Source organism: Streptomyces sp. NPDC001604 (assembly GCF_042893475.1).
Lineage (GTDB): Bacteria > Actinomycetota > Actinomycetes > Streptomycetales > Streptomycetaceae > Streptomyces.
The window spans coordinates 116,603-141,922 of the sequence record NZ_JBIAUY010000009.1 but is presented as its reverse complement, the minus strand read 5'-3'; the positions used below and the strand labels follow the sequence as shown (position 1 = coordinate 141,922).

The 25,320-nt window shown below is 69.9% G+C and carries 20 protein-coding genes and 5 pseudogenes; 12 read left to right on the top strand and 13 right to left on the bottom strand.

What is annotated here, in order from left to right:
* Positions 1-250: 250 nt before the first annotated feature.
* Positions 251-389 (bottom strand): annotated as a pseudogene (locus tag ACFY1E_RS24840) (IS5/IS1182 family transposase); the annotation flags it as partial.
* A gap of 347 nt (positions 390-736) precedes the next feature.
* On the opposite strand from ACFY1E_RS24840, the gene ACFY1E_RS24835 reads away from it, so the two are divergent.
* The gene (locus tag ACFY1E_RS24835; protein ID WP_389079547.1) at positions 737-1,645 is read left to right on the top strand and encodes a pentalenene synthase; all 909 of its coding nucleotides are present in this window, start codon (positions 737-739) and stop codon (positions 1,643-1,645) included.
* Here ACFY1E_RS24835 and ACFY1E_RS24830 read toward each other — a convergent pair.
* A complete protein-coding gene (locus ACFY1E_RS24830; protein ID WP_389079817.1) occupies positions 1,615-2,853 on the bottom strand; it encodes an IS701 family transposase in 1,239 nt (412 codons plus the stop codon). The genes ACFY1E_RS24835 and ACFY1E_RS24830 overlap by 31 nt on opposite strands.
* Before the next feature lie 167 nt (positions 2,854-3,020).
* Here ACFY1E_RS24830 and ACFY1E_RS24825 point away from each other — a divergent pair, with 167 nt between their 5' ends.
* From ACFY1E_RS24825 to ACFY1E_RS24815, 3 genes and pseudogenes are all read left to right on the top strand, one after another.
* The gene (locus tag ACFY1E_RS24825; protein WP_389079546.1) at positions 3,021-3,509 is read left to right on the top strand and encodes an NUDIX hydrolase; all 489 of its coding nucleotides are present in this window, start codon (positions 3,021-3,023) and stop codon (positions 3,507-3,509) included.
* Positions 3,510-3,577: 68 nt separating this feature from the next.
* Positions 3,578-3,733: a hypothetical protein gene (locus tag ACFY1E_RS24820; RefSeq protein WP_389079544.1), complete on the top strand. Its 156-nt coding sequence runs from the start codon at positions 3,578-3,580 to the stop codon at positions 3,731-3,733.
* Between the two features lie 106 nt (positions 3,734-3,839).
* A pseudogene (locus tag ACFY1E_RS24815) lies at positions 3,840-3,920 on the top strand (IS5/IS1182 family transposase); the annotation flags it as partial.
* A gap of 19 nt (positions 3,921-3,939) precedes the next feature.
* On the opposite strand, the gene ACFY1E_RS24810 reads toward ACFY1E_RS24815, so the two are convergent.
* Positions 3,940-4,368: a VOC family protein gene (locus tag ACFY1E_RS24810; protein WP_389079543.1), complete on the bottom strand. Its 429-nt coding sequence runs from the start codon at positions 4,366-4,368 to the stop codon at positions 3,940-3,942.
* An 842-nt stretch (positions 4,369-5,210) separates the two neighbouring features.
* A pseudogene (locus ACFY1E_RS24805) lies at positions 5,211-5,486 on the bottom strand (transposase family protein); the annotation flags it as partial.
* A 42-nt stretch (positions 5,487-5,528) separates the two neighbouring features.
* On the opposite strand from ACFY1E_RS24805, the gene ACFY1E_RS24800 reads away from it, so the two are divergent.
* From ACFY1E_RS24800 to ACFY1E_RS24775, 6 genes and pseudogenes are all read left to right on the top strand, one after another.
* On the top strand, positions 5,529-6,203 hold the full coding sequence (locus tag ACFY1E_RS24800) for a hypothetical protein (RefSeq protein ID WP_389079541.1): 675 nt from the start codon (positions 5,529-5,531) through the stop codon (positions 6,201-6,203).
* Positions 6,204-6,226: 23 nt separating this feature from the next.
* Positions 6,227-6,880, top strand: coding sequence for a hypothetical protein (locus tag ACFY1E_RS24795; protein ID WP_389079540.1), 654 nt, complete (start codon positions 6,227-6,229; stop codon positions 6,878-6,880).
* A 579-nt stretch (positions 6,881-7,459) separates the two neighbouring features.
* Positions 7,460-8,341 (top strand): universal stress protein, encoded by an 882-nt coding sequence (locus ACFY1E_RS24790; RefSeq protein ID WP_389079538.1) that lies wholly within the window; start codon positions 7,460-7,462, stop codon positions 8,339-8,341.
* 29 nt (positions 8,342-8,370) lie between these two features.
* A pseudogene (locus ACFY1E_RS24785) lies at positions 8,371-10,651 on the top strand (heavy metal translocating P-type ATPase).
* A 23-nt stretch (positions 10,652-10,674) separates the two neighbouring features.
* A complete protein-coding gene (locus ACFY1E_RS24780; RefSeq protein WP_389079537.1) occupies positions 10,675-11,040 on the top strand; it encodes a hypothetical protein in 366 nt (121 codons plus the stop codon).
* 55 nt (positions 11,041-11,095) lie between these two features.
* Positions 11,096-12,121 carry a 6-phosphofructokinase gene (locus ACFY1E_RS24775; protein WP_389079815.1) on the top strand — a complete coding sequence of 342 codons (1,026 nt, stop codon included), beginning with the start codon at positions 11,096-11,098 and terminating at the stop codon, positions 12,119-12,121.
* A 322-nt stretch (positions 12,122-12,443) separates the two neighbouring features.
* On the opposite strand, the gene ACFY1E_RS24770 is transcribed toward ACFY1E_RS24775, so the two are convergent.
* The 7 genes from ACFY1E_RS24770 to kdpF form a co-directional block, all read right to left on the bottom strand.
* Entirely contained in the window at positions 12,444-13,352 is a 909-nt protein-coding gene (locus ACFY1E_RS24770; protein ID WP_389079535.1) for an NAD-dependent protein deacetylase, read from the bottom strand.
* A 150-nt stretch (positions 13,353-13,502) separates the two neighbouring features.
* On the bottom strand, positions 13,503-14,021 hold the full coding sequence (locus tag ACFY1E_RS24765; RefSeq protein ID WP_389079534.1) for a hypothetical protein: 519 nt from the start codon (positions 14,019-14,021) through the stop codon (positions 13,503-13,505).
* A gap of 1 nt (position 14,022) precedes the next feature.
* Positions 14,023-14,706 (bottom strand): response regulator, encoded by a 684-nt coding sequence (locus ACFY1E_RS24760; protein WP_389079532.1) that lies wholly within the window; start codon positions 14,704-14,706, stop codon positions 14,023-14,025.
* Positions 14,707-14,839: 133 nt separating this feature from the next.
* Complete coding sequence (locus tag ACFY1E_RS24755; protein ID WP_389079531.1) at positions 14,840-15,508, bottom strand: potassium-transporting ATPase subunit C; 669 nt, start codon at positions 15,506-15,508, stop codon at positions 14,840-14,842.
* A gap of 5 nt (positions 15,509-15,513) precedes the next feature.
* Complete coding sequence (gene kdpB, locus ACFY1E_RS24750; RefSeq protein WP_389079530.1) at positions 15,514-17,646, bottom strand: potassium-transporting ATPase subunit KdpB; 2,133 nt, start codon at positions 17,644-17,646, stop codon at positions 15,514-15,516.
* Positions 17,643-19,307, bottom strand: coding sequence for a potassium-transporting ATPase subunit KdpA (gene kdpA / locus ACFY1E_RS24745; protein WP_389079529.1), 1,665 nt, complete (start codon positions 19,305-19,307; stop codon positions 17,643-17,645). Before kdpA ends, kdpB begins: the two co-directional genes overlap by 4 nt.
* 8 nt (positions 19,308-19,315) lie before the next feature.
* Complete coding sequence (gene kdpF, locus ACFY1E_RS24740) at positions 19,316-19,405, bottom strand: K(+)-transporting ATPase subunit F (RefSeq protein WP_016434100.1); 90 nt, start codon at positions 19,403-19,405, stop codon at positions 19,316-19,318.
* 487 nt (positions 19,406-19,892) lie between these two features.
* On the opposite strand from kdpF, the gene ACFY1E_RS24735 reads away from it, so the two are divergent.
* On the top strand, positions 19,893-20,429 hold the full coding sequence (locus ACFY1E_RS24735; protein WP_389079528.1) for a hypothetical protein: 537 nt from the start codon (positions 19,893-19,895) through the stop codon (positions 20,427-20,429).
* A 455-nt stretch (positions 20,430-20,884) separates the two neighbouring features.
* Here the strand turns inward: ACFY1E_RS24735 and ACFY1E_RS24730 are convergent.
* Positions 20,885-21,290 (bottom strand): annotated as a pseudogene (locus ACFY1E_RS24730) (histidine kinase); the annotation flags it as partial.
* A 208-nt stretch (positions 21,291-21,498) separates the two neighbouring features.
* Between ACFY1E_RS24730 and ACFY1E_RS24725 the strand changes: the two are divergent.
* Positions 21,499-23,073, top strand: a complete 1,575-nt coding sequence (locus tag ACFY1E_RS24725; protein ID WP_389079527.1) for a Na+/H+ antiporter — start codon at positions 21,499-21,501, stop codon at positions 23,071-23,073.
* A gap of 184 nt (positions 23,074-23,257) precedes the next feature.
* Here the strand turns inward: ACFY1E_RS24725 and ACFY1E_RS24720 are convergent, their stop codons facing one another.
* Entirely contained in the window at positions 23,258-24,670 is a 1,413-nt protein-coding gene (locus tag ACFY1E_RS24720; RefSeq protein ID WP_389079525.1) for a hypothetical protein, read from the bottom strand.
* Between the last annotated feature and the right edge of the window lie 650 nt (positions 24,671-25,320).

Below are 25,320 nucleotides of genomic sequence, written 5' to 3'. Positions count from 1 at the left end.
CGCGCGCACAGCCGATACAGGACGAGCGCGGTGATCGCCATGGTCGTCAGGGCGGTGTCCGCGCCGACGCGTGGGGGCCAGGGCCGCCACCGCGACGGTGACCGCGCCGGCCCGGTCCTGGCCGACAGTCCCCACACGTCCCGGATGCACCGGCCCGCGTCGCACGACAGGCGTTGCATCACATCGTCGCGGGCGTGGCCGACAGCCAGGGGCGATCAGGGGGGTGCCTTCTTGATGATCCGGGAGTGCGACTGCGCTTGTCCGGCAGAGGCTGCCGGACCACGACAACCCGACGGCGGTCAGCATCGGCGACAACCTGAGTGGTTGGTGGAGTACCTGTGATTCTTCGACGGCTCGGCCACCGAGTGGTCGCGGGTGGGCACCAGCGTGCAAATCGCTGCGCAGTAAACCGCGACCAGCAGTACCCGGTTCTCCAACGGGAGACTCCAAGGCCGACGGCGCACGATGTACCAACCATCGGTACTGGCCCAGTACTCCAGACCCGGCGTTCGATACAAAGAGCCCCCGGTGTGCCTATTGGCCGACCGTGCGGCCTGGTCTACTGGTCCCAGCCGAACCCGCAGGTCCGCTGCGCACCCTGGCCGCATACGAGCCCTCGGTGCGGTTTCGGCTCCGCAGGAGGAACCCCTTGTCCACGCAACAGGACCAGGACGGGGCGGCTCCGGCTGGGAAGCGCGTACGGCAGACACGCCGAAGAACGGATGACGGGATCTGGATGCCGATCCCCTCCCAGCGCCATCCCGAGGCTGCCGCTGCCCTGGAGCGCCACATCGCATGGATGCACCGGACCGGACTGCTGGCCGGCGAAACGACGGTCGCGCGCTACCGCAGCTGGCACCCCGAAGACGTCGCCGCCCGCTGGTTCCACGCCTGCGGCAGCCCGGACTTGGACCTGGGATGCAACTTCGTGGGCTGGTTCTGCACCTTCGACGACCAATTCGACGGCACGCTGGGCCGCGACCCGCAAACCGTCCTGGCGCACATCGAGACCCTGCGCGAACTAGTGCACTCGGCACCCGGCACCACCCTGCGCGGGGCACCCCCCGTCGCGGTTGCCTTCGCCGACCTGTGGGCCCGCGAGCAGGAGGGGATGTCTCCCGCCTGGCGTTCTCGCGCGGTACGGCACTGGGACCAGTATCTACAGGCCCAAGTGCAAGAAGCCGTCCATCGTCGCGACGCTGTCTGGCCCGGCGTGGAGGAGTACCTGCAACTGCGTTACACCAGCGGGTTCATGCCACCCCTGTGGGACGCGGTCGAACGCATCTGGCGCTGCGAGGTTCCCGCCGCAGCGTACGACAGCCCCCTACTACGCACTATGCGGGACGCCGCCAACCAGAACATCAACATCGTCAACGACGTGTACTCCCTGGCCAAGGAAGAGGCCCACGGCGATCGCCACAATCTTGTGCTCGTCCTGGAGCGACAGGAGGCCTGCAGCCGTGCAGATGCGCTGAGAACCGCGTACGGCATGATCAACGACTGGATGCAGGAGTTCCTGACGTCGGAGGCCCAACTGCCGCTGCTGTACGACACCCTCGCCATGCCCGCCCCTGCTCGTGCAAGCGTTAGTACTCCAGCTGTAGATCGTGATCTTCATGTCCGGGATGCGGTTTGTCGCCGGTAGTGACTGGTGCGTGATCGCGCCTGGTGGCGGCGTCGCCAGTCGGACCAGGCAAGCCGGTGGGCCGCGTCGTGGACGGGCCGGACGACGAGCGCGATGAACAGGCGGCAGATCTCGTTGCAGGACAGCGGGATCAGGTCGTCCGGCGTGGGGCGGTGTGCGTGTTCGTCGGCGCGGACGACGGCGAGGAAGGCATGGGCCAGCATTGCCAGGGTGACCCAGCGGGCCCAGGAGGGGTAGCGGCGGACCTGATGCTCATCCAGCCCGGCCAGCCCCTTCTCACTTTGGAAGGTCTCCTCCACACGCCATCTGGAACCTGCGACCTTGACGAGGGTGGCCAGGGGTGCCGGCGTGGTGGAGTGACAGCGGTAGTAGGCGAGTTCACCGGTGCTGCGGTTGCGGCGGATCAGCAGCTGGTGGCGGCCCGGGGCTGTCTCGACGAGGTCGATGACGGCCCAGTCGTAGAACCGCTGCCCCTTCGCGCCGCGCCCGGCCGAGAGCTGCTGCCAGGCCCGCTTCGGCACCTTCCGCGCCAGGGCATCGGCGCGGAACGTGCCTGCGCCGGTGGGCACTTCGGTTGAGCAGGCCACCGCGAGGACATAGCCGATGCCGCGTTCCTCCAGAGCCGTGCGCAGTTTCGGGTTGCCGCCATAGACCTCGTCCCCGGTGACCCAGCCCACGCGGTGTCCGGCCTCCAGGAACCGTTCGATCATCGTGCGGGCCAGGTCCGGCTTGGTCGCGAAGACGGTGTCCTCGCCGAGTCCGGCTGCCCGGCAGCGGTCCGGGTCGCACGTCCAGGAGCGCGGGATGTACAGCTCCCGGTCCACCGCCGCGTGCCCACGCTCGCCCGCATAGACGAGGTAGACGGCGACCTGGGAGTTCTCGATCCGGCCGGCCGTTCCGGTGTACTGGCGCTGGACCCCGACCGTGCGGGTGCCCTTCTTCAGGTCACCGGTCTCGTCGACAACCAGCACCGCGGCCTCGTCATAGAGGTGCTCAACGACGTATTCGCGCACGTCATCACGGACGCCATCGGCATCCCAGACGGCCCGGCACAGCAGATGCTGCATGCCGTGCGGGCTGGCCTCCCCGGCCCACTCCGCGATCGTCCAGCAGTTCTTCCGCGGCAGGTCAGCCAGCATGCCCAGTACCAACCGCCCCGCCCGCAGGCGGGGTTCGACCCGTGCGAACCGGCCCGCGATCCGCCCCATGGCCGCCTCGAACGCCTCCCGCCAACGGACGGGATCTATGCTGTGGCCTGCGGCCACCGTCTCATTGTCAGTCCACACAACTCACGATGATCAACGGTGGCCGCACCCATGCCGCACCGGCCCTGACCAGCAAAATCACGAACCAACGCTGGAGCGTAGGAGTAACGATGACGGATGCACGGCAGGGTCTTGCCCGCGACGTTCCTCGCCGGGGAGGCGCCGTCGTACTGGCCAGAGGGCGGATGCTCCTCATCCGGTATGCCCCCGAAGACGGACACAAGTACTTCATCCCCGGCGGTGGCGTCGAGCCAGGGGAAGCCCCATCGGTGACGGCCGAGCGGGAACTGGCGGAAGAGACCGGTCTGATCGCAACGGCTGAGCGGCCACTGGCCGTGGTACGCAACAGCGACCGCGTAGAGCACTACTACCTGATGCGCCTGGGCAACCCGGAACACGCTGAACAACGTGCGGCTCCCGGCGACTTGTCGCCCGGTCAGCAACTGGAGTGGGTGGACGTGGCCCTCTTGCCGAGTACCCCTGTCTGGCCCAAGAGGCTGGCGTGGCGCATCACCGAATGGTCCACAAACGGCTGGCCCGACCGGCCCGTGGAACTCGACGACTCGATCCGCGATTTGCACGCTCCGTGTGACTGGTAGAGCGAGACTGCAAGCATCCCCCTCGCCGCTCAGCCCGCACGTGATCATCGACAAGCCTCAACCCAGCCATGAAGATCACGATCTACAGCTGGAGTATTAGCCGGTTCGCCCAAGGCATGCGGGCCGCCATCCGCGGCAACTACGACTGGTGTTCCCGCACCGCGCGTTACCACGGCAGCCTCAACTCCTCAGACCACGCCCCCGACAGCATCGCTGGGCCGTAGAACAATTGCGGGACAGTCTTTATGGATCGTCCCGCCGGTCACGCGCGAAGCCAAGGTCGGACCGCGGCTGCAGTCGCAGTGCGGTGAGAGGCCTGAACGTCCTTGTGACTGCCGCCTGAAAGGCGACGGCGTTGACACCGCCATGCTCGGCATCGCCCGGCGGTACAACCTCGCCCCCGCGGGGTAACTCCCGCCCTGTCGGCTGTTCAGTCGATGCAGAACTCGTTGCCCTCGATGTCCAGCATCGGGATGCACGAGTCGTTGCCGTCGTACAGCGTTTGCACGTGGACCGCGCCGAGCGGGATCAGCCGTTTGCATTCCGCCTCGAGTGCGGCGAGGCGTTCCTCACCCACGAGTCCCGTGCCGACCCGCACATCGAGATGCACCCTGTTCTTGACGACCTTGCCCTCGGGGACGCGCTGGAAGTACAGTCGCGGGCCCACACCCGAGGGGTCGACGCAGGCGAACCATGCATCCCGCTCCTCAGGAGACTGCGAACGCTTGAAATCGTCCCAGGTGGCGAACCCCGCGGGTGGCGGCGGTACGACGTAGCCCAGCACCTCGCACCAGAAGCGGGCGAGGCGCTCGGGTTCCGCGCAGTCGAAGGTGACCTGGAACGTCCTGATCTCTGACATCAGCGCACCGTACCGCGTACCAGGGGGACCCCATTGCTCATTTCCCCAGGCGGATCCGCCCTCAACCGGTCACATCCACGCGACCGTAGTAGCGGAGCCCCAGTGGTTCTTCAGACCAAGATCAGTTGCGGGAGGCTCGAACAGGGACTCGTCAAACTGGCACTCACAGCGGGAGCACGAGGCACTGTAGTCCCGTGTTGACATCTTCGTCGTTGACGCTCGCCTGCGCCCCGACACACGCGACCTCGTCTGCGCTCGCCGCGGTCACACTCACGGTCAACGCGGCTACCGACACTACAACCGCACCGGCGATGCGGAATATTTGCCGACGGAACATCATGCACCTTCCCCAGCATGCCAAATGAACTTTCGAGTGGTTGCTATGAGCGGCCTGCAGTGCCCGCAATCTCGCAGGCAAAGGCTGCGCAGCCATTGCGTACATGAATGACAGAACACACTCGCGCCACGATCTTCGTGACTTTCAACCTCGTAGTGGACTGGGCTGTAGGCACCTTTGCCGTTTGATTTCAGCCGGAAGCCCATCGCGTGCCGGGTTCAGATTGAACTCCGAAAACCGCACGTGAACAGAAGGGTTATGTCCATTCACCGTCTGTCAGTGACTTCCGGACGATGCCTGTGAAGCGTTCCGACATTCCTGACTATGCACCAGCAGAATCAGTTCCGGCCAGTCCCGTGGCCGGGGCACGCGGTAGTGCACCCACGGCTCAGCAGCGCTCGTGCACGCCTTCCAATGCGTCAGTGCGTCACCGAGTGGGCGTTGAGTCCGATCTCGCTCGGGCCCAACCGACAGGCACACGAGCCGCGCTGGTCCCGTTGCGCCGCGCCACCCTCACTGCCGCCGCGAGGTCCGGCGCCTGAGCCGCCAGCGCTTCCACGGCTTCGGCGACGTACCGGTAGACGGTGCTCAGCCCGACCTTGAACCCGGCTGCGAGCTGCGCAGACGTGTGCCCACAGCGCAGGTGCGCCAGCACCAGAAGAGCCTGCCGACCCGCCGAGAGCCGACACCAGCGCGTCCCCCGCGAATCCCGGCTGCCAGCCAGCTGGTGGCGGCGCTGTGGTGATGTCCGCTCCTCGAAGCCACCTCCGCTGCAGCGCATAGTTCGATGGCGCCACCGAGCCGGATACGTAACTCTTGAAGTGTGCGTCAACACCGGGCCACGCTCGGGCCGGCCGCCGCCGCTGCCGTCGCGGTCGCCTTGGCGCTGCACGGCCTGGTCCTGCGGCCGAGGATGCTGACCTGGGGCGCGACTCGCGAAGAGGCTGCGCGTTGCTATCCCGGGGACGAGTTCATCCCCGGTGCCGACAGCATTTCGACGATGGCCACGACCTTGCCCGCGCCGCCTTCGGCCGTCTGGCCGTGGCTGGCACAGATGGGCTGCGACCGCGGCGGCTGGTACAGCTGGGACCTGCTGGACAACGGCGGACGTCCGAGCGCGGATCGCATCGTCCCCCATTGGCAGAGCCTGGGGCCGGGACAGCGGCTTGCCTCCGTGCCCAGCGGCCGCACGTGGTTCACCGTCGTGGCACTCGTACCGGAACGGACCCTGGTGCTGCGGGCCGACACGCGACTGCCGTCCGGCAGCCCCTTCGACCCGCTCCATGGACTCGCGCCCCTGGCGTTCGTCAGCTCAATCTGGGGCTTCCACCTCGAACCGGCCGGGGCGGACACCCGCCTCGTCGTCCGCACGCACGGCCGAGGCCGCCCGCGCGTGCTCACGAGGCCGATGGACTTGGTGTTCTGGGAACCTGCCCACTTCATCATGCAGACCCGCCAGTTCCACAACCTGCGCACGCGGCTCGCCCGTGCCGCGTGACCAGGTGCTCCCGGGAGGCTTTGATGAGTACTGGCTCCGCCGCCCCTCCCGCCGGTGAATCGCTGCTGCTGGACGGTGCGCTGCCCGAGTTCGGCTTCTCCCGCCTGGAATGCGCGGCGCTTGCCGCAGCACCACCCGCCGCCTACGAGGCAGCGCGCGGGCTGGACCTGCTCACCATCGACTCTCCACTGCTCAACGCGGCCATGTCATTGCGCGGACTGCCTGACCGCCTCCGCGGCCGGTCCATGCCGAGCCCGCCGTCCTTGCGGGTGGCCGACCTGTTCGACACCGCTGGTGAAGCCTGGGAGGGACAGCCTTGGGTGGCGCTGGGCGACAAACCGGGACGTGAGCTGGTCTTCGGAGCGGTCGGGAAGCCGTGGAGGGCCTCCATCGAGTGGCGGCGGGTCGAACCGGAGCAATTCACGTCGTTCGGCGAGGCCGGCTGGGCGAAGATGGCGGCTGCCTTCGTGGTCCATCCATACGGCACCCGGCGGTCCCTGCTCACCTACGAGGCGCGCACCGCCTGCACCGACCCGGCGTCCACGGCCCGTTTCGGCCGCTATTGGACGCTCGTTTCCCCAGGCGTCGGCGTCGTTCTGCGCGGGACGCTCCGCGCGATCAAGGCCGCTGCGGAACAACGATCTCGGCCCGCAGGGTCCCGGGACAGTGACGCCTGATCGGCAGACGGCTGACCGAGCCACGGCTCCGGGAGGTCGAGGCCGGAACGCCCACCTCGGCCATGGCGGACCAGGTGATGTTCGAAGGCGACGCGAAGTGGAGTGGCACTTCCTTCGCCATCCCGTTGGCCGTCGGCGTGATCGCTGCCCACATGACGGCCTATAAGGAGCGGGACGATCGCGCCGCCCGCCTGCGGCTCCTGACCGCGAACACCTCGTACGGGGAAGCCCCCGGCGCGCATGTACCCGTGCCACGCCCGACCCACCTCAACTCACCTTCCGAGCAGTCAGCGGTCACCGAGCAGCGACGTCACGGTGTCGGCCGATCATGCTGTCCAGTTCGACGGCGAGGCGCCGGAGATCGGCGGCCGGCAAAGCAGCTACGTGTTCCAGCCATGCATTACGCCTGCCAGTGCCTCCTTCGAAAGCCGGCGTCCGTCGCACGGCATCCCGTCGCCGTGGGCCATACGGGCCCAAGGCGCGCACCGTCCGGCCCTCCCTCGCCGGTCGTGCGGCGGCCAGCCTTGAGGGTGGGAGGCATATGCGCGGCATTCGCCGTGCCGACACCGGAGGTGCACCATGCCCGGACCCGTCGTCGTCGGAGTCGACGGCTCTCCCGCGAGCGTCACAGCGGCGTGGTGGGCGGCGCGCGAAGCCATGGACCGGCACCTGCCCGTGGTGCTGCTGCACTCCTGGACCACCCAGCCGCTCGACGTGCCCGTCGCGCAGGAGGCCCTCAGCAAGCAGCGCTACGGAGGGCGGGTGCTGCAGCGGACGGAGGCCGAACTGCTGCACCGGTACGCCGACCTGTCCCTGGTCACCGAACTGGTGTCGGAGTCCGCCTCGAAGGCCCTCGTGGACGCGGGCGAGAGGGCGACGCTCCTGGTGCTCGGCTCGCGCGGCCACGGCTCCGTGGCCGGCTTCCTGCTCGGCTCCGTCAGCCTGCACGTCCTGGGCGTGGTCCAGTGCCCGGCCGTGACCGTGCGGGCCGGCGATCCCGCCGTGGAGGACGGTTGGGGTCACCCGGCGGCGATCGGCCGGCAGGAGGTCGTCGTCGGCGTGCAGGAACCCGCGCCGGCCGCCGATCCGCTGCTGGAGTTCGCCTTCACCGCAGCCGAGGTGCACGGAGCCAGGGTGCGCGCGGTCCGGGCGCTGCCGCCGCCGTCGCTGGTGACGCATCCGCACGCGGACCGTCCCGGGGAGGGCTACGAGGCGGACGAACGCACGCGGCTCGCCGCCGACCTCGCACCGTGGCAGGAGAAGTTCCCCGGCGTCGAGGTCGTCGACCACGTGGCCCGGGGTTCCGCGTCACAGGTTCTGCTCGCCGCGTCCGTGCGCAGCAGGCTCACCGTGGTGGGCCGCCGGCGCCGTCCCTCGCCGCTCACCTGGAAGCTCGGTCCCGTCGCGCACGCGGCCCTGCACCACCTGCCGTGCCCCGTCGCCGTGGTTCCGCTCGACTGACCGCACCGCCTGCCCGATCGAGGCTTGTCATGGACCGAAGCACCAGAGGGAAACAACAGCGGCGCAGGCCGTTCGGGGCGCCGGGGCTCGAACCCGTCCTGCTGACCGTGACGGCGGCCGCACTCGCCGCGGGCGGCATCGCCCGGCTTGCCGACGCTCCCGGTCCCGCCGATCTGTGCTGGGCCGTGGGCACCCTCGCCGCCGTGGGACCGGCGCTCGGCTGGGTGCTGGCCGACCTGCGGCGCGGCCACGCCGGCGTCGACGTGATCGCCGTGCTGGCGCTCGGTGGCACCCTGCTGGTGCACGAGTACCTGGCCGGAGCACTCATCGCGCTGATGCTCGCCACCGGCCGCACCCTCGAGGCGGCGGCGCAGCGGCGCGCCTCCCGTGATCTGCGGGCCCTGCTGGAGCGTGCTCCGCGCACCGCGCGGCTGCTCACCGACGACGGGGTGGGCACGGTCCCGTCGGCGCAGGTCGCCGCCGGTGATCTGCTGGTCGTGGGGCCCGGCGAGGTGGTGGCCGTCGACGGCCGGGTGGCCGGGACGGAGGCCGTGCTGGACGAGTCAGCGCTGACCGGCGAGCCGCTCACCGTGCGGCGTGTGCAGGGCGAGGCGGTGCGCAGCGGGGTGGTCAACGCGGGCGGCGCCTTCGAGCTGCGCGCCACCGCGACCGAGCAGGACAGCACCTACGCGGGGATCGTGCGGCTGGCCCGGCAGGCGGGCGCGGAGTCCGCTCCCGTGGTGCGGCTGGCCGACCGGTACGCGGCCTGGTTCCTGCCGCTGTCCCTGGCGGTCGCCGGACTGGCCTGGCTGCTGAGCGGTTCCGCCGTGCGGGCGGTGGCGGTGCTGGTGGTGGCGACACCGTGTCCGCTGCTGCTGGCGGCGCCGGTGGCTGTCGTCTCCGGTCTGTCCCGGGCCTCCCGCCTGGGGGTCGTGATCCGCGACGGAGGCGCGCTGGAGAACCTCGGCCGGGCCCGGACACTGCTGCTCGACAAGACGGGCACCCTCACGGCCGGCCGGCCCCGCGTTCTCGACGTGGTCGCCGCGCCGCGCTGGCAGCCGGCCCAGGTGCTGCGGCTTGCGGCCTCCCTCGACCAGTACTCCCCGCATGTCCTGGCCGAGGCCGTGGTCGACACGGCCCGCGAGCGGGGGCTTCGGCTGTCCGTGCCCGATGACGTGTCGGAGGAGCCGGGCCGCGGTGCGGCCGGCGCCGTGGCAGGGCGGCGAATGACGATCGGCCGCCGCGCCCAGGTGGCCGAACGAGGCGGCGGTGGCCTGGCTCTGCGTGGACGGCAGCCCCGTCGGCGCCGTGCTCCTGCGCGATCCGCTGCGCCCGGACGCCCCGCGCACCCTGCGCCGCCTGCGCGCGGCGGGCATCGAACGGCTCGTGATGCTCACCGGTGACCGGGCCGAGCCCGCGCGCGAGGTGGGCGCCGTCCTCGGCCTGGACGACGTACGGGCAGGCCTGGCGCCCGCCGACAAGGTCGCCGCGGTGCGCGCCGAGCACGAACGTGCCGTCACCGTGATGGTCGGCGACGGAGTCAACGACGCCCCTGCCCTCGCGGCCGCCGACGTCGGCGTGGCGATGGGCGCCCGGGGCTCCACGGCATCCTCCGAGGCCGCCGACATCGTCCTGACCACCGACCGGGTGGACCGGCTGGCCGACGCCGTCGCCATCGCCGTACGGGCCCGGCGCATCGCCGTGCAGAGCGCACTCGGCGGCATGCTGCTGTCGCTGGCCGCCATGGTCGCGGCCGCCTTCGGCCTGCTGGCGCCTGCCGTGGGCGCTGTGCTGCAGGAGGGCATCGACGTCGCGGTGATCCTCAACGCGCTGCGCGTGCTGCGGGACGACCGGCGGGGCCGGCCGCTGCTCACGCCCTCGGCCGAGGCCCTCATCCACCGGTTCGCCGCGGAACACGACGACCTCCGGGACGTCCTGGACGCCGTACGCGATGCCGCGGACCGGTTGTCGGACGGGGCGGGCCCGCAGTCCCTCGCCGCGGTGGGCGAAGTGCACCGGCTGCTCACCGAGCGCCTGCTGCCGCACGAGGACGCCGAGGAGCACCAGCTGTATCCCGCGCTCGCCCCGACCCTCGGCGGGCCCGAGGCGACGGTCACGATGAGCCGTGCGCACGCGGAGATCGCACGACTCGCCCGCCGTATCGCCACCCATCTGGCGCTGGCCCGCCGCGACGGCTCCCTGTCACCGGAGCAGCTCGACGACCTACGGGCCTGCCTCTACGGCCTGCACACCGTGCTGCGCCTGCACTTCACGCAGGAGGAGGAGAGCTACTTCTCCCTCGCGCCCTGAGGGCTCCCGCGACTACGCACTACGTGGAGGAGGCCGAGCGGCTGTGCGACCGGGTCGGCATCATCGACCGCGGCCGCCTGATCGCCGAGGGCAGCCCGCGTGAACTGGTGGAGCTGGTGGCCGAGCGCGACCGGGTCCGGCTCACCGCCGTCGGGGGCCTGTCGGCGTACGCGGAGGCCTGCCGCCGGCTGGCCCGGGTCGAAGGCGTGGCGCGGGGCGGCGATCGCGGCGACGTGGTCGCCACCAGTTGGACGGTGTGCTGCGCGTCAAGGGCGTGCCGAGCGCCTGGGAGGTCGTCTACAACGACGGTGACGGCCAGGCCGCCCGCGTCCTGGATGGTGCTGCTGGGCTCGCCTGCGGGTGCGTCGACGGACCGCCGTCGCTCATGATGGAGAGGGAGCCGAACGGGGCTTGGAGTTCACGTCCGCGGAGGTGAGCGAAGCCATGAAGGTGGGAGTGCTGACCGGCGGCGGTGACTGTCCCGGTCTCAATGCCGTGATCCGCAGCGTGGTCCGCAAGGGCGTCCAGGAGTACGGCTTCGACTTCGTCGGTCTGCGCGACGGCTGGCTCGGTGCGCTGCGGGACCATGTCGTGCCGCTTGGGATCCAGGAAGTACGGGGGATCCTGCCCCGCGGCGGCACCATCCTCGGCTCCTCCCGCACAAACCCGTTCAAGCACGAGGACGGGGTGAAGCGCATCCGGGACACGCTCGCCGCGCACGACGTGGACGCGCTGGTCGTGATCGGCGGCGAGGACACCCTCGGCGTGGCCACCGAGCTCAGCCGCCAGGGGATCCGTCTGGTGGGCGTGCCCAAGACCATCGACAACGACGTGTCCGGCACCGACTGCACCTTCGGCTTCGACACGGCCGTGGGGATCGCGACGGAGGCGATCGACCGACTGCACACCACTGCCGAGTCGCACATGCGAACGCTGGTGGTGGAGGTGATGGGCCGCCACTCCGGGTGGATCGCACTGCGGGCCGGTGTCGCGGGCGGCGCCAACGTGATCCTCGTTCCGGAGCGGCCCTTCGACATCGACCAGGTCTGTGCGTGGGTGAAGAGCCGGTTCAAGATCAATTACGCGCCGATCGTCGTGGCGGCCGAGGGGGCGGTCCCCAAAGACGGACAGATGATCCTGAAGGACCGGAGGCTGGACGAGTTCGGCCATGTGCGGCTGTCGGGCATCGGCGAGTGGCTGGCCCAGGAGATCGAGCGGCGCACGGGCACGGATGCCCGTACCACGGTCCTCGGTCACATCCAGCGCGGCGGCACCCCGAGCGCCTTCGACCGCTGGCTGGCCACGCGCTTCGGGCTGCACGCCATCGACGCGGTCAACGACGGCGACTTCGGCATGATGGTGGCTCTGCGCGGCACCGAGATCACCCGCATTCCCCTCGCCGAGGCCACCGCGCACACCAAGCTGGTGGATCCGTCGCTGTACGACGAGTTCCAGGTGTTCTTCGGCTGAGCTCCGGCCCGGTCAGCCGGTGTGCGGGACGACCGCCACTGGGGGCAGATGTGGTGCAGAACGGCATGGCCCACCGGCCCCAGTCGGCCCTCGGCCGCCCGCGGATCGGCCTCTCCCTGCACCGGGAGGTCGGGGGCCGGGCCGCGAGGTGGGCGATGGCCCGCTGGGCATGCGCTCACCCAAGTCGTACCCGGTCGGCCGCGGTCAGGCTGCGTTCGGACCCGTCGATGCCCACCAGCGCAGGGAGACTCATCGCGTCCTCCCCTGGATGCACGCTGCTCGGCCAGGTGACAGGTACCGATCAGTCGTTGTCGGCGCGGACTCAGGCCCCGACCGCCTCCTCCTCGTCGTCGATGGGAAGGCCCAGTCGGTCCGCCACCGTCGTGAGGGCCGCCCCGAGCGGTAGGTCGATCCGGGTGACGGCGTGCCGGTCGCCCCGGGTCATGTCCCGGTTGATGATGAGCACCGGTTTCCCTGCCTTTGCGGCCTGGCGGACGAACCGCAGTCCGGACATCACCGTCAGCGAGGATCCGAGGACGAGTAGTGAGTCCGCCGCGTGGACGAGGTCGCGGCACAGTTCGACCCGGTGGCTGGACACCGCCTCGCCGAAGAACACCACGTCCGGCTTGAGGATCCCGCCGCAGAGTGCGCAGGGCACGACTTGGAAGTCTCCGACCTGGTCGTCCGTGAGGTCGGCGTCACCATCAGGGTTCATACCGGCGGCGACCGGCGCGAAAGCGGGATTGGCCTCTTCCAGTCGTCGGGCGAGTTCCTTTCGCGCGACGAGGACGCCGCACCCGAGGCAGACCACCCGGTCGAGCCCGCCGTGGAGTTCGACGACGCCCTCGCTGCCGGCGGCCTGGTGCAGCCCGTCCACGTTCTGGGTGATCACGCCGGAGAGCAGCCCCTGCCGTCCGAACGCGGCCACCGCCCGGTGCCCTGCGTTGGGCCGCGCCCGGCCGAAGGCCCGCCAGCCGAGGTGACTGCGCGCCCAGTACCGCCGCCGCGCGTGCGCGCTGCTGGTGAAGTCCTGGTAGAGCATCGGGGTGTGCCGGCTCAGGCTGCCGCCCTCACCCCGGTAGTCGGGGATGCCCGACTCGGTGGAGATGCCCGCACCGCTGAGCACGAGTACCCGGCCGGCCGCCAGCGCGTCGACGACCGGCTGCAGATCCGTCGTGCTCGGCGGCGGGTCCTCGGTGGGGGTCCAGCTCAGGGTGGGGCGCATGCGCATGGCGCCAGGGTACGAAACCCGCCGACCGATGCCGCGACAGCGAGGCGCGCCGGGCGGTCGCACCGGTTCCCTGGCGGCGCGTTTTGAGGGTCACAGAGTGGCGAATTATCCACCCGCGCGAGGCGTCCCCGCCGGTGATGACAAGCGCGTTCACACCTCGATGTGGGACCCCATGATGACCGTGCGATCGCCGGGCAGGCCGAAGTACTCGGCTGCGTCGGCCGCGATGTAGGACGTGATGAACAGGCGCTTGCGCCAGGGGGCCATGGTCGGGGCCTTGCCGCGGCGCAGCTCGATCTTCGAGAGGAAGTAGGACACCTGGTCGAGGTCCAACGGCCCTTCGGTGTCGGCCGGTTCGAGCATCGCCAGGCAGGCGGGTACGTCCGGTGTCTCCATGTAGCCGTAGCGGGCGGTGACGTGCACGATGCCGTCGTCGGCGAAGCCGAGGCTGTCGACGAGGAGGCGCTGGTCGGCCGGGACGCGGGGTACGGGCTCAGTCTCGATGGAGAGGATCACGACCTGGTCGTGTCGTACGTGGTTGTGCTCGACGTCGGCGCGCATGGCCAGCGGTGCGGTCTCCCGGCCCCGGTTGAGGAAGACGCCGTGCCGGGGATCCGGACCGTCGATACCGCCCCGGTCCGCAGATTTCCGAAGCTTTCCGCGTGCCATGTCATCCCTCGAAGCGGTAGCCCATGCCGGGCTCGGTGATCAGATAGCGGGGGTGGGAGGGGTCCGTCTCCAGTTTGCGGCGCAGCTGTGCCATGTAGACGCGCAGGTAGTTGCTCTTGTTGCTCTGCGAGACGCCCCAGACCTCCTGCAGCAGGTGTTTCTGGGTGACCAGCCGGCCGCGATTGGTGATCAGGATCTCCAGCAGATGCCATTCGGTCGGGGTCAGCCTCACGTCCCGCCCGCTCCGTACGACTCTCTTGGCCAGCAGGTCGACGCTGAACTCGTCGGTCTCCACCACCGTGGCCTCGGGGACGTACGGCGCGTCCTCCCTACGGCGGACGGCGGCCCGCAGCCGGGCCAGGAGCTCGTCCATGCTGAAGGGCTTGGTGATGTAGTCGTCGGCGCCGGCGTCGAGTGCCGCTACCTTCTCCGCCGACGCCTGCCGGGCGGACAGCACCAGGATCGGTACCCGGGTCCAGCCGCGCAGGGCCTTGATGACGTCGACGCCGTCCATGTCGGGCAGGCCGAGGTCCAGCATCACCACGTCCGGCTGGCGCGCGGCAGCGAGACGGAGGGCGGTGGCACCGTCGGGGGCGGCGTCCACTCCGTACCGGCGCGCCTGCATGTTGATCACGAGGGCCCGTACGAGCTGCGGGTCGTCCTCCACCACCAACACCCTGGTCATGGGCGTACGCCTTTCGTGTCGTACGGGCAGTCGGTAGGTCCGGAAACGGCACAACGGGCCTCATGGCGGCGGGAGTCGGCGCAGTCGGGGTGTGCCCCGGCCCGCCGACTCCCACGCGGTTCGCACAACGCCATCAGCTCTTGGCCACGAGATCCTTGAGCGCGATGTTCAACTCCAGGACGTTCACCCGGGGTTCGCCCATGAAGCCGAGTGTGCGGCCCTCGGTGTGGTCCTTGACCAGCTTGTCCACCTGGGTGACCGACAGGCCGTTCTTCTCAGCGACCCGGTGCACCTGGATCTCCGCGTACTGCGGGGAGATGTCCGGGTCCAGGCCGGAGGCGGAGGACGTGACCGCGTCGGCCGGGACCTCGGACGCCTTGACTGTGTAGCCGGGGACCGAGTTGTCCTTGATGACGGCGGCCTTGGCGTCCTTGACCTGCTGGATCAGGACCTTGTTGTCAGCGGAGAGGTTGGTTGCGCCGGAAAGGATCAACTTGTACTGGGTGTTGACGCTGTTGGCGCCAAGCCCGTTGGCCGGCCGTCCCTGGAACCACTTCAGGTCGGGTTCCGGGGTCTGCTGGCCCTTCTTCAGCGGTAGGTTGTACGACTGCCCGATCAGCGACGAGCCGACGACCTTGCCGTCCGCCTTTATGTCCGAGCCGTTCGCCTTGTTGTGGAACAGGGCCTGGGCGACGCCGGTGACCACCAGGGGGTAGATGACGCCGGTCACCAGGGTCAGCACGAGGAGGGCGCGCAGGCCCGCCCCGAGCAACCGGGCCGTGTTCGTAACCGAGTTGTTCATGGCGATCAACCGATCCCGGGGATGAGAGAGATGAGCAGGTCGATGAGCTTGATGCCGATGAAGGGTGCGATCAGCCCGCCGATGCCGTAGATCGTGAGATTGCGCCGCAGCATCTTGTCGGCGCTCACCGGCCGGTACTGCACGCCCTTGAGGGAGAGCGGCACCAGCGCGATGATGATCAGCGCGTTGAAGATGACCGCGGACAAGATCGCGGAGTCCGGTGAGGACAGGCCCATGATGTTGAGCTTGTCCAGGCCCGGGTAGACGGCCGCGAACAGCGCAGGGATGATCGCGAAGTACTTCGCGACGTCGTTGGCGATGGAGAAGGTCGTCAACGCGCCCCGGGTGATGAGGAGTTGCTTGCCGATCTCGACGATCTCGATCAGTTTGGTCGGGTTGGAGTCGAGGTCGACCATGTTGCCGGCCTCCTTGGCGGCCGACGTGCCGGTGTTCATCGCCACGCCGACGTCGGCCTGGGCCAGCGCCGGGGCGTCGTTGGTGCCGTCACCGGTCATCGCGACGAGCTTGCCGCCCGCCTGCTCCCGCTTGATGAGCGCCATCTTGTCCTCGGGTGTGGCCTCCGCGAGGAAGTCGTCGACGCCCGCCTCCTCGGCGATCGCCTTGGCCGTCAGCGGGTTGTCGCCCGTGATCATTACGGTCTTGATGCCCATCCGGCGCAACTCGCCGAACCGCTCCCGCATGCCCTCCTTGACGACGTCCTTCAGGTAGATGACACCCAGCACCCGGGCGCCCCGGTCGTCCTCGACGGCGACCAGCAGCGGCGTGCCGCCGGCCTCGGAGATGCGGTTGGACAGCGTGTCGGCGTCATCGGCGACGGTGCCCCCTTGTTCCTGGACCCAGGCGATGACCGAACCGGCCGCGCCCTTGCGGATCCTGCGTCCGTCGACGTCCACGCCCGACATCCGGGTCTGCGCGGTGAAGGCGATCCATTCGGCGCCGGCGAGCTCGCCCTGGTGACGCTCGCGCAGCCCGTACTTCTCCTTCGCCAGTACGACGATGGAGCGGCCCTCGGGTGTCTCGTCGGCCAGCGAGGACAGCTGGGCGGCGTCGGCGACCTCGGCCTCGGTGGTGCCGGACACCGGCACGAACTCGGCGGCCTGGCGGTTGCCGAGCGTGATGGTGCCGGTCTTGTCGAGCAGCAGGGTCGACACGTCACCGGCGGCCTCGACCGCGCGGCCCGACATCGCCAGCACATTGCGCTGCACGAGCCGGTCCATGCCCGCGATACCGATCGCGGAGAGCAGGGCGCCGATCGTGGTCGGGATCAGGCACACCAGCAGCGCCACCAGCACGACCATCGTCAGATGCGTGCCCGCGTAGTCCGCGAACGGCGGCAGGGTCGCGACGGCCAGAAGGAAGACGATCGTCAGCGAGGCGAGGAGGATGTTCAGCGCGATCTCGTTCGGCGTCTTCTGCCGGGCCGCACCCTCCACCAGGTTGATCATCCGGTCGATGAAGGTCTCGCCCGGCTTCGTCGTGATCTTGATGACGATGCGGTCGGACAGCACCTTCGTGCCGCCCGTGACGGCACTGCGGTCGCCACCGGACTCACGGATGACCGGCGCCGACTCACCGGTGATCGCCGACTCGTCGACCGAGGCGACTCCCTCGACGACATCACCGTCACCGGGGATGACGTCCCCGGCCTCGCAGACCACCAGGTCGCCGATCTTCAGGTCGGTGCCCGGCACCTGCTCCTCGGTGTCGCCGACGAGCCGCCGGGCCACCGTGTCGGTCTTGGCCTTGCGCAGGGTCTCCGCCTGCGCCTTCCCGCGGCCCTCGGCGACCGCCTCCGCCAGATTGGCGAAGACCACGGTCAGCCACAGCCAGGCGCTGATCGCCCAGCCGAACCAGTCGCCCGGGTCCTTGAACGAGAAGACGGTCGTCAGAACCGAGCCGACCAGGACCACGAACATCACGGGGGACTTGACCATCACCCGCGGGTCGAGTTTGCGGATCGCGTCCGGCAGTGACTTCAGAAGCTGCCTCGGGTCGAAGAGGCCGGCGCCGACACGTCCTTCGGCGGGCTTGTACCCGGTGGGTACGTCGCTGTGCGGCGCCCGGGTCGGAGCGGCTGTGGACATCGAGTCCTCTTGCTCGGTTACGTCGGTTGTCATGACGCCAGCCCCTCGGCCAGCGGGCCCAGCGCCAGCGCCGGGAAGTACGTCAGACCGGTGATGATCAGGATCGCGCCCACCAGCAGACCGGTGAACAGCGGCTTTTCCGTGCGCAGGGTGCCCGCGGTGACCGGGACCGGCTTCTGCTCGGCGAGCGAGCCGGCCAGTGCCAGCACGAAGATCATGGGCAGGAAGCGGCCGAGGAGCATCGCCAGGCCAGTCATGGTGTTGAACCAGTCGGTGTTCGCGTTCAGACCCGCGAAGGCCGAGCCATTGTTGTTCGACGCCGAGGTGAAGGCGTACAGCACCTCGGAGAAGCCGTGCGCACCGGAGTTGAGCATCGAATGCGGCGGCGTCGGCAGAGCCATGGAAGCCGCAGTGAAGATCAGCACCAGGGCCGGGGTGATCAGGATGTAGCAGGCCGCCAGCTTGATCTCGCGGGAGCCGATCTTCTTGCCCAGGTACTCGGGCGTGCGGCCGACCATCAGACCGGCGATGAACACCGCGATGACCGCCATGATCAGCATGCCGTAGAGGCCGGAGCCGGTACCGCCGGGCGCGATCTCGCCCAGCTGCATGCCCAGGATGGTGATGCCGCCGCCGAGTCCGGTGAACGAGGAGTGGAAGGAGTCCACCGCACCGGTTGACGTCAGCGTGGTCGACACGGCGAAGATCGACGAGGAGCCGACGCCGAAGCGGACCTCCTTGCCCTCGTACGCCCCGCCCGCCAGCTGCAGCGCCGGCCCGTGGTGGGCGAACTCGGTCCACATCATCAGCGCGACGAAGCCCAGCCAGATGGTGCCCATCGTGGCGAGGATCGCGTAGCCCTGCTTGACCGAACCGACCATGACGCCGAAGGTCCGGGTCAGCGCCAACGGGATGACGAGCAGCAGGAAGATCTCGAAGAGGTTGGTGAACGGGGTGGGGTTCTCGAAGGGGTGGGCACTGTTGGCGTTGAAGTAGCCGCCACCGTTCGTACCGAACTCCTTGATGGCCTCCTGCGAGGCGACCGCGCCGCCGTTCCACTGCTGGTGGCCGCCCATGAACTGGCCGACCTCGTGGATGCCGGAGAAGTTCTGGATCGCACCGCACGCCACCAGCACGATCGCCGCGACGAACGCTCCCGGAAGCAGGATGCGGATCGTGCCGCGCACCATGTCGGACCAGAAGTTGCCGAGTTCACCGGTGCGCGAACGCGCGAAGCCCCGTACGAGCGCCACCGCGACGGCGATACCGACGGCCGCCGAGACGAAGTTCTGCACGGCCAGCCCGGCGGTCTGCACGACGTGCCCCATGGCCTGATCGCCGTAGTACGACTGCCAGTTGGTGTTGGTCACGAAGGACGCGGCGGTGTTGAACGCCTGCGCCGGCTCGATCGACGAGAAGCCCAGCGAGCCGGGCAGGACGCCCTGCAGCCGCTGCAGCAGGTAGAGGAAGAGGACGCTGACCGCGGAGAAGGCGAGCACGCCACGCAGGTATGCCGGCCAGCGCATCTCCGCATCGGGATTGGCGCCGATACCCTTGTAGATCCACTTCTCGACGCGCCAGTGCTTGTCCGAGGAGTAGACCCTGGCCATGTAATTGCCGAGGGGGACGTAGGCGAGCGCCAGCGCGCCTATGAGGGCCAGCAACTGGAGGAAGCCGGCGAGTACGGGACCCATGTGGTGGCTCAGAACCTCTCCGGGAAGATCAGGGCGAGGACGAGATAACCCAGCAGGGCGACGGCCACGACCAGGCCGACGATGTTCTCGGCGGTCACAGCTTGGTCACCCCCTTGGCGACGAGGGCCACCAGCGCGAAGCACGCGATCGTGGTGACGACGAAGGCCAGATCGGCCATCGTGAGCTCCTGGAGAGGGCGTGGGAATCCGCGAGCGGATCGGACGACTAGAGGAAACCGCGTCCCTGGCCGGATCCGAGCGCCGTTGACGGGTCCCATACGGCGGCCCGCACCCCTTTGACGGAACTCTGACGGCACCCGTGCCGACCTGGCCAGGACCGGCCCACGCCCGCTTCGAGCAATCACAACAGCCGGAAGCCCAGTCGGCAGATGATCCTGTTACTCGACCTGTACGGCGTCGTTCCTTGTGCTGCCCTGCACGCCGCCTACGTCACCCGGCCTCAAAGGCCGCCGCCAACAACCGCCTTCGGACACGGTCGCATCAGGGCATCGAGGGCCGCTAGGGATGCGTCAGAGTCCCATCAAGGTGACCGGTCAGGGTTTGCAGGCTCCCTACCGTCGTTGTCATGGCACGCCACGACGAGACGCAGGAGGGGCCACCCGTTGAGGCGGCCAACGACCTGCAGCGGACACAGGAGTTGATGAGTTCCGTCCGCTCCGCGGCGGTGCTGCTCGCCCTACTGCTCGTCGTCGACTGGGGAACCGGCCGGCTCGCCCTCTGCCGCACGGCACTTTGGGTTGCCCTGGCCGGTCTGCTGTTCGCCGTACTGTGCCCCGCCCGTGTTACCGCCGGTGAGGGCTGGTTGTCGTCCCGTCGGCTGCTGCGCGAGCGCAGGCTCCGTACGGACGCTCTGGTGTCCGTCCGCTGCCTGGAGGGCATTTCCCAACGGCTCCTGCTGCGGGACGCGTTCGGCGGGCGCGTCGAGCTCGATCCCGAGATCCTCGTGACCAACCCTCAGCTGTGGAATCGCCTGGACGAGGGCGCCCGGAAGTCGGCAGCCGACGGCATGCTGCTGTGCGGTGGGACGGCGTTGCAGCTGATCTCTCAGCGGGTCGACCGGGAGACGGCACGCGCCGTGTTCAAAGCCTCCGGACTGGAATGAACCCCGGGGCACTCAGCCGGCCGGCCCGGACGTGTCCAGTGCGGCGCCTGTCTGTCGACGAGGGGCGCCGCCACCAGCCGGGCCTGTAGCTCGGGCACGGCACCCGGCCCCGGGGTGAGCATGAAGCGTCGCCCCGCAGGCGGGAAGGCTGTCCCAGCAGGGTGCCGTATTCGAAACGGCAGGCGCGCAGGCCGGGCAGATCGGCCGGTTCCCGGCGAACCTCGTCGACGACGGTGTCCGAGGTCAGAGGCCCGCTAGGCGCTGGAACCGTGACAGGTGAGCCGCGTCGGTCACCTTCCTGACCTCCAACCTGCATGCCCGTGGGGCCAGTTGGGACACAACGATGCCGACTACGAGCAGTAGGACCGCCGCCTCGATGTCGGCGGACGCTCGAACGTCTCGTACGGCCGGGTGAGGAAGCTGTGTCCGACTGCGGCTGCGCCGCGGGCGAACCAGGCGGTGATCACGTCGATGCCGGCGTCGAGCAGGATCTCGATGTCCTGCCAGCGCTTGGGGTTGCGGCCCTCGCCAGGAACGTTGCTGTGGGCGAACTCGTCGACGATCCCGGCCTGCGGGCGGCGCGCGAGGACAGCGGCCAGGTCCATCTCCTGGAAGCGTCCACCGCGGTAGGAGCAGCGGGCACGGGGGACGGTCTCCAGGCCGTCGAGCATCGCCTCGGTGCGCGGGCGCCCGTGGCACTCGGCAAATCCCCACCACGCCGTCCGAGCCGCGGGCGGCGCGGCGCCGGCCCTCGTCGAGCATGCGGTAGGTCTTGCCCACCCCTGGGGCTGCCCCGAGGTAGACCTTCAGTCGTCCGGTCCGTACGTCACTCGTCGCCGCCGACGCACTCCGCTCACTGATTCAACTCCCCTGTCCAGAGGGTCACTAGTCCTACGGAAGCCGTTGTACGAGCCGCTGGGGGTCGTCGTCAGCGCTTCCTTGTCGCTGGTCACGAGGACCTTGACACTGTCCTGACGTGTGGTGGCCCGATAGGGTGAATGCGGTGTGCCGGGAAGTCTGGTCGGCCGGGAGTCGCGGTGGCTCCCGTTCAGGGCCTCAGGGGGACGGCATGCGCGGTGTAGGGACGGTTCTTTCCCTCGTGGTTCTTGCCACGGTGGTGGCCACATTCGCGCGCCGGTGGCGCATTCCCGCCCCCTCCCTGCTCGTGGTCGCCGGCCTCGGTGTGGCCCTGCTGCCGGGCACCCCGCAGATCGAGATCAGCCCCGAGATCATCGGCCTGGTCGTGCTCCCACCGCTGCTGTACGCCTCCGCCGAGGAGATGCCCTGGCGGGAACTGCGCGCGGTGTGGAAGCCGGTCGGCATCCTCGCCATCGGTCTTGTGCTCGCGTCCGCAGCGGCGGTCGGCGCGGTGGCGGCCTGGGTGACTCCCCTGTCGTGGCAGATGGCCTTCGTCCTGGGCGCGGTCCTGGCCAGCACCGACCCGGTCGCGGTCACCGCCCTGGGCAGACGGCTCGCCCTGCCGCCGAAGGTCCAGGTGCTGGTCCAGGCGGAGAGCCTCTTCAACGACGCGACCTCACTGGTGCTGGTCCGGGTGGCGGCGGGCATCGCCATCGCCTCGGCGGCGGCGAACTGGGGCGTGGCCGGCGGAGAGTTCCTGCTGCTCGCCGGCGGCGGCACGCTGATCGGCGCCGCGCTGGCCGGCGTGATCGCCCTGATCCGGCGGCGCACCGAGGACCCAGTCCTGGAGACGGTGATCGCCCTGGTCACCCCGTACGCCGCCTACCTGCTCGCGGAAGCCGCGCACACCTCCGGCGTGACCTCGTGCGTAGTGGCGGGCGTGGTCCTCGGCGGCCGGGGCGACCGCCTCACCAACGCCCGGATTCGGCTCCAACTGCACGCCGTGTACGGGACCGTGGTGTTCCTGCTGGAGAGCGTGGTCTTCAGCCTCATCGGCCTCGCCCTGCCCGCCCAGGTGCGGGCGCTGGCCGACGGCGATCGGGCCTGGCCGCTGTACGCGCTCGCCGTCGCCGGCACGCTCGTCGCCGTACGTCTGCTGTGGCTGGCCCCCCTGTCGGCGGTGGTCCAGCGCAAGGGCGGCATCAGCCGCATGAACTGGCGGATCCCCCTGGTCCTGACCTGGGCGGGCACCCGGGGCGTGATGCCGTTGGCCGCCGCCCTGTCCATCCCCGAGGTCGCGAAGAACGGCACCGCCCTCGCGGACCGCCCACTCGTCCTCGTCCTGACCACGTCCGTCGTGGTGGTCACCCTCGTGGTGCAGGGCTTCACCCTCGCCCCGGTCGTCCGCGCCTCCGGCATCGCCCTGGAGCCCGCCCACACGGCGCGCGAGGAGGCCGAGGCCCGCTCCCACCTCGCCCATGCCGGCCTGGCCCGGCTGGAGGAACTCGCGGAGCTGGAAGTCGTACCAGACGTCGTCCTCGACCGACTGCGCCGTGGCCTGACCGCTCGCCTGGACGACGCCCGCGACCGCCTCACGGAACGGACCGGCACCGCAGCGGTGACGGAGTCGGCCGACCTCGTCTACCGCCAGCTGCGCCGCGACCTGATCGCCGTCGAGACGGACACCCTCCAGCGTCTCTACGACTCCCACGCCATCAGCGACACCACGCGCCGACGGCTGCAGCGCTCCCTGGACCTGGAGGAGGCGCGACTGGCGGACGCGTGAGCGCTCCACCGACTGGGCCGATGTGGCCTCCGCCCGCGGGGCCACGGTGGGCCGTCGACCGTCTGCTGCTCCGCAGTGGCTGGTCGCGGCCCAGTCACCCCCATCGCTGAGGAGCCGGATGTCGCCGTGGCCGCGCGCCCCTCAGGGGACTGCCCGAACCCGCAGCAGCCCTCGCCTGGGCCGCTCAGCGGAACTCGGCCAGCCGGGGCCGTAGCCCGAGTGCCGTGAGAGCGGCCGCAGCGAACAGCAGCCCATCCGTCCCGGGCAACAGGCCGGTGACCGCCGAACGGCCGTCCTCGACCGAGGCCGCGAAGTGGGCACGGTTGATGTCGGTCACCTTGTCCAACGCGGCGATCCACACCCCGAAGTGCGAGTTGGACGTCCCCGGCTCCCACCCCATGCAGAACTCGACCGCCTGATCCGCCTTGCCCGCGGCCAGCAGCGCGCGGATCCTGCGGTCGTCGAGCTGGTAGACGGCGTAGCTCTGCACGGTCCGCTCGGCCGCCGCCCGCTCGCCGGGGAACGTGATGTTGTCCAGCTCGCGCCGGAACTCGCCCGTGAAGCGCAGGTCGCGGTGGTCGGACTCGTACGCCTGCCGGCTCGTGGCGAGTGCGGAGTCGTATGTCGTCAGCGTGGCGCCCTTCAGGCCGTACAGCTGCTGCGACTTGGTGAGGAAGGAGGCGGCGTACTGGTCGCGGCGCCCGGGGTCGAGGAGGTAGCGGCTCTCGTCTGCGTTGGCGTCGTACGCGATGGCCCGGGTCCGGCTGAGCGCGACGACGGAGTCGAAGGCGTCGCGGCGGGCGCCGCGCAGGTGGCCCGACGTTGAGGTCAGCAGCTGGGTGCCGAGGATGACGGCGAGCAGGGTGCAGACGGTCGCGGCCAGCACGCCCGGGTTGAGGATCCGCCGGAAGGCGCGCGCCAGATACCACTGCAGGGCTCCGAGCACGGCCAGCACCAGCACACCGAGCGCGAGGACGGCAATGAGCCGGGCGGACAGAGCGGATCGCGCCGAGCTGTACTCCGCGTCGAACGCCTTGTCATTGGAGGACACCAACGCCCGTGCTGCCGGAAGGAGTTTGCCCTGCAGAAGGTCGGTGGCCCCGCGGTAGTCGACGAGCGCGGCCCCCTTACCGCCGGCGTGCCCGTCGTTCTCCAAGGCCCGGCCGATGAGTTCCTGGTACTCGGCGAAGTCGTCGGTGAGGTTCTCCACCGTCTTCTCGTCGGTCCGGTTCCCTTGAGCCGCGACCGCGAGCGCACGCAGATCGTGGCTGATCTCCCGCCTCGCGCCGTCATAGAAGACGACAGCCTTCGTGTACGGCGTCTGCAGGCGCCCCTTGCCCGCGTTTCCGCCGGCCAGCAGGATGTTGGCGGCCTGCGCGTCCATGTTGTTGAGGGCGAGGTCGAGGTCGGCGGCGCTTGTGGTGCGGGGCGCGTCGCGTCCGGCCACGCTGCCCCACGCACCCATGACTGAAAGTCCGGCGAGCGTCAGCAGTGCCGCCAGGACGGTGGCGAGCAGGAGCGTGGTCGCGCGCAGGAGGCGCAGCCGTGCGGGCACGGTGGCCCAATAGCGGCGGCGCAGAGCGGCCCGCAGGGCCACGGCCCGATCTCGGAGATCCTGCCCGGGCCCGCCAGGCCGCGACCGGCCTCGTGGCCGCGGCCTGGGGCCTGCCCCGGGTGGAACGACCGCCGATGCCGACGGCCGCGCACCGCCCTCCGCCTGAGGTCTGTGCGATGTACCGGCCGCAATGGCCACGGTCCCTCCCACGTCACGCCGCGGACGGTCGCCCGTCCCCCCGTTGCCGCTCAGTCTGCGACCGGATCCGGTCAGGGACGGACTGCGTTGACGCTCCTCTGACGGCGCACCAGGGTTGTTTGACGGGACCTTGACGGCGCTCGCACCGTCCCCGTATGAAAGCCGCAAATTCCGTGCTGAGCAGGGCTGTCCGGCCGTCGATCGCGGATAGGTTTCTGAGGGTCCGCCGCCGAGGCCGGGGCGTCACCGACCTCACCGGTTCCGGAGTGCCCCATCCGAAAGCGGCTCGCGGCGGCCCGGTGCGTGTCCCGACGACAGGCACCGGCGTGCGGCGTCCCGTCGTCTTCCCGCGCCGACGTCCGCGCGCCACCGTGCGGTGGCGGGGGCCCCGCCCCCCCCCGCCCCCCCCTTTTTCCCCCCTTTTCAAAACCCCCGGGGGCCGCGGACCCCGCCCCCAAACCCCGGCGGGGCCAGAACGGGCCCCCCCACGCCCC

Coding starts and splice junctions, on each gene's coding strand:
- ACFY1E_RS24795 (WP_389079540.1), top strand. CDS start 6,227: ATGAGTACTGGCTCCGCCGCCCCTCCCGCCGGTGAATCGCTGCTGCTG.
- kdpB (WP_389079530.1), bottom strand. CDS start 17,646: ATGACAACCGACGTAACCGAGCAAGAGGACTCGATGTCCACAGCCGCT.
- ACFY1E_RS24770 (WP_389079535.1), bottom strand. CDS start 13,352: ATGCGCATGCGCCCCACCCTGAGCTGGACCCCCACCGAGGACCCGCCG.
- kdpA (WP_389079529.1), bottom strand. CDS start 19,307: ATGGGTCCCGTACTCGCCGGCTTCCTCCAGTTGCTGGCCCTCATAGGC.
- ACFY1E_RS24825 (WP_389079546.1), top strand. CDS start 3,021: ATGACGGATGCACGGCAGGGTCTTGCCCGCGACGTTCCTCGCCGGGGA.
- ACFY1E_RS24830 (WP_389079817.1), bottom strand. CDS start 2,853: ATGGGGCGGATCGCGGGCCGGTTCGCACGGGTCGAACCCCGCCTGCGG.
- ACFY1E_RS24725 (WP_389079527.1), top strand. CDS start 21,499: ATGCGCGGTGTAGGGACGGTTCTTTCCCTCGTGGTTCTTGCCACGGTG.
- ACFY1E_RS24765 (WP_389079534.1), bottom strand. CDS start 14,021: ATGGCACGCGGAAAGCTTCGGAAATCTGCGGACCGGGGCGGTATCGAC.
- ACFY1E_RS24735 (WP_389079528.1), top strand. CDS start 19,893: ATGGCACGCCACGACGAGACGCAGGAGGGGCCACCCGTTGAGGCGGCC.
- ACFY1E_RS24835 (WP_389079547.1), top strand. CDS start 737: ATGCCGATCCCCTCCCAGCGCCATCCCGAGGCTGCCGCTGCCCTGGAG.
- ACFY1E_RS24755 (WP_389079531.1), bottom strand. CDS start 15,508: ATGAACAACTCGGTTACGAACACGGCCCGGTTGCTCGGGGCGGGCCTG.
- ACFY1E_RS24760 (WP_389079532.1), bottom strand. CDS start 14,706: ATGACCAGGGTGTTGGTGGTGGAGGACGACCCGCAGCTCGTACGGGCC.
- ACFY1E_RS24820 (WP_389079544.1), top strand. CDS start 3,578: ATGAAGATCACGATCTACAGCTGGAGTATTAGCCGGTTCGCCCAAGGC.
- ACFY1E_RS24775 (WP_389079815.1), top strand. CDS start 11,096: ATGAAGGTGGGAGTGCTGACCGGCGGCGGTGACTGTCCCGGTCTCAAT.
- ACFY1E_RS24810 (WP_389079543.1), bottom strand. CDS start 4,368: ATGTCAGAGATCAGGACGTTCCAGGTCACCTTCGACTGCGCGGAACCC.
- ACFY1E_RS24790 (WP_389079538.1), top strand. CDS start 7,460: ATGCCCGGACCCGTCGTCGTCGGAGTCGACGGCTCTCCCGCGAGCGTC.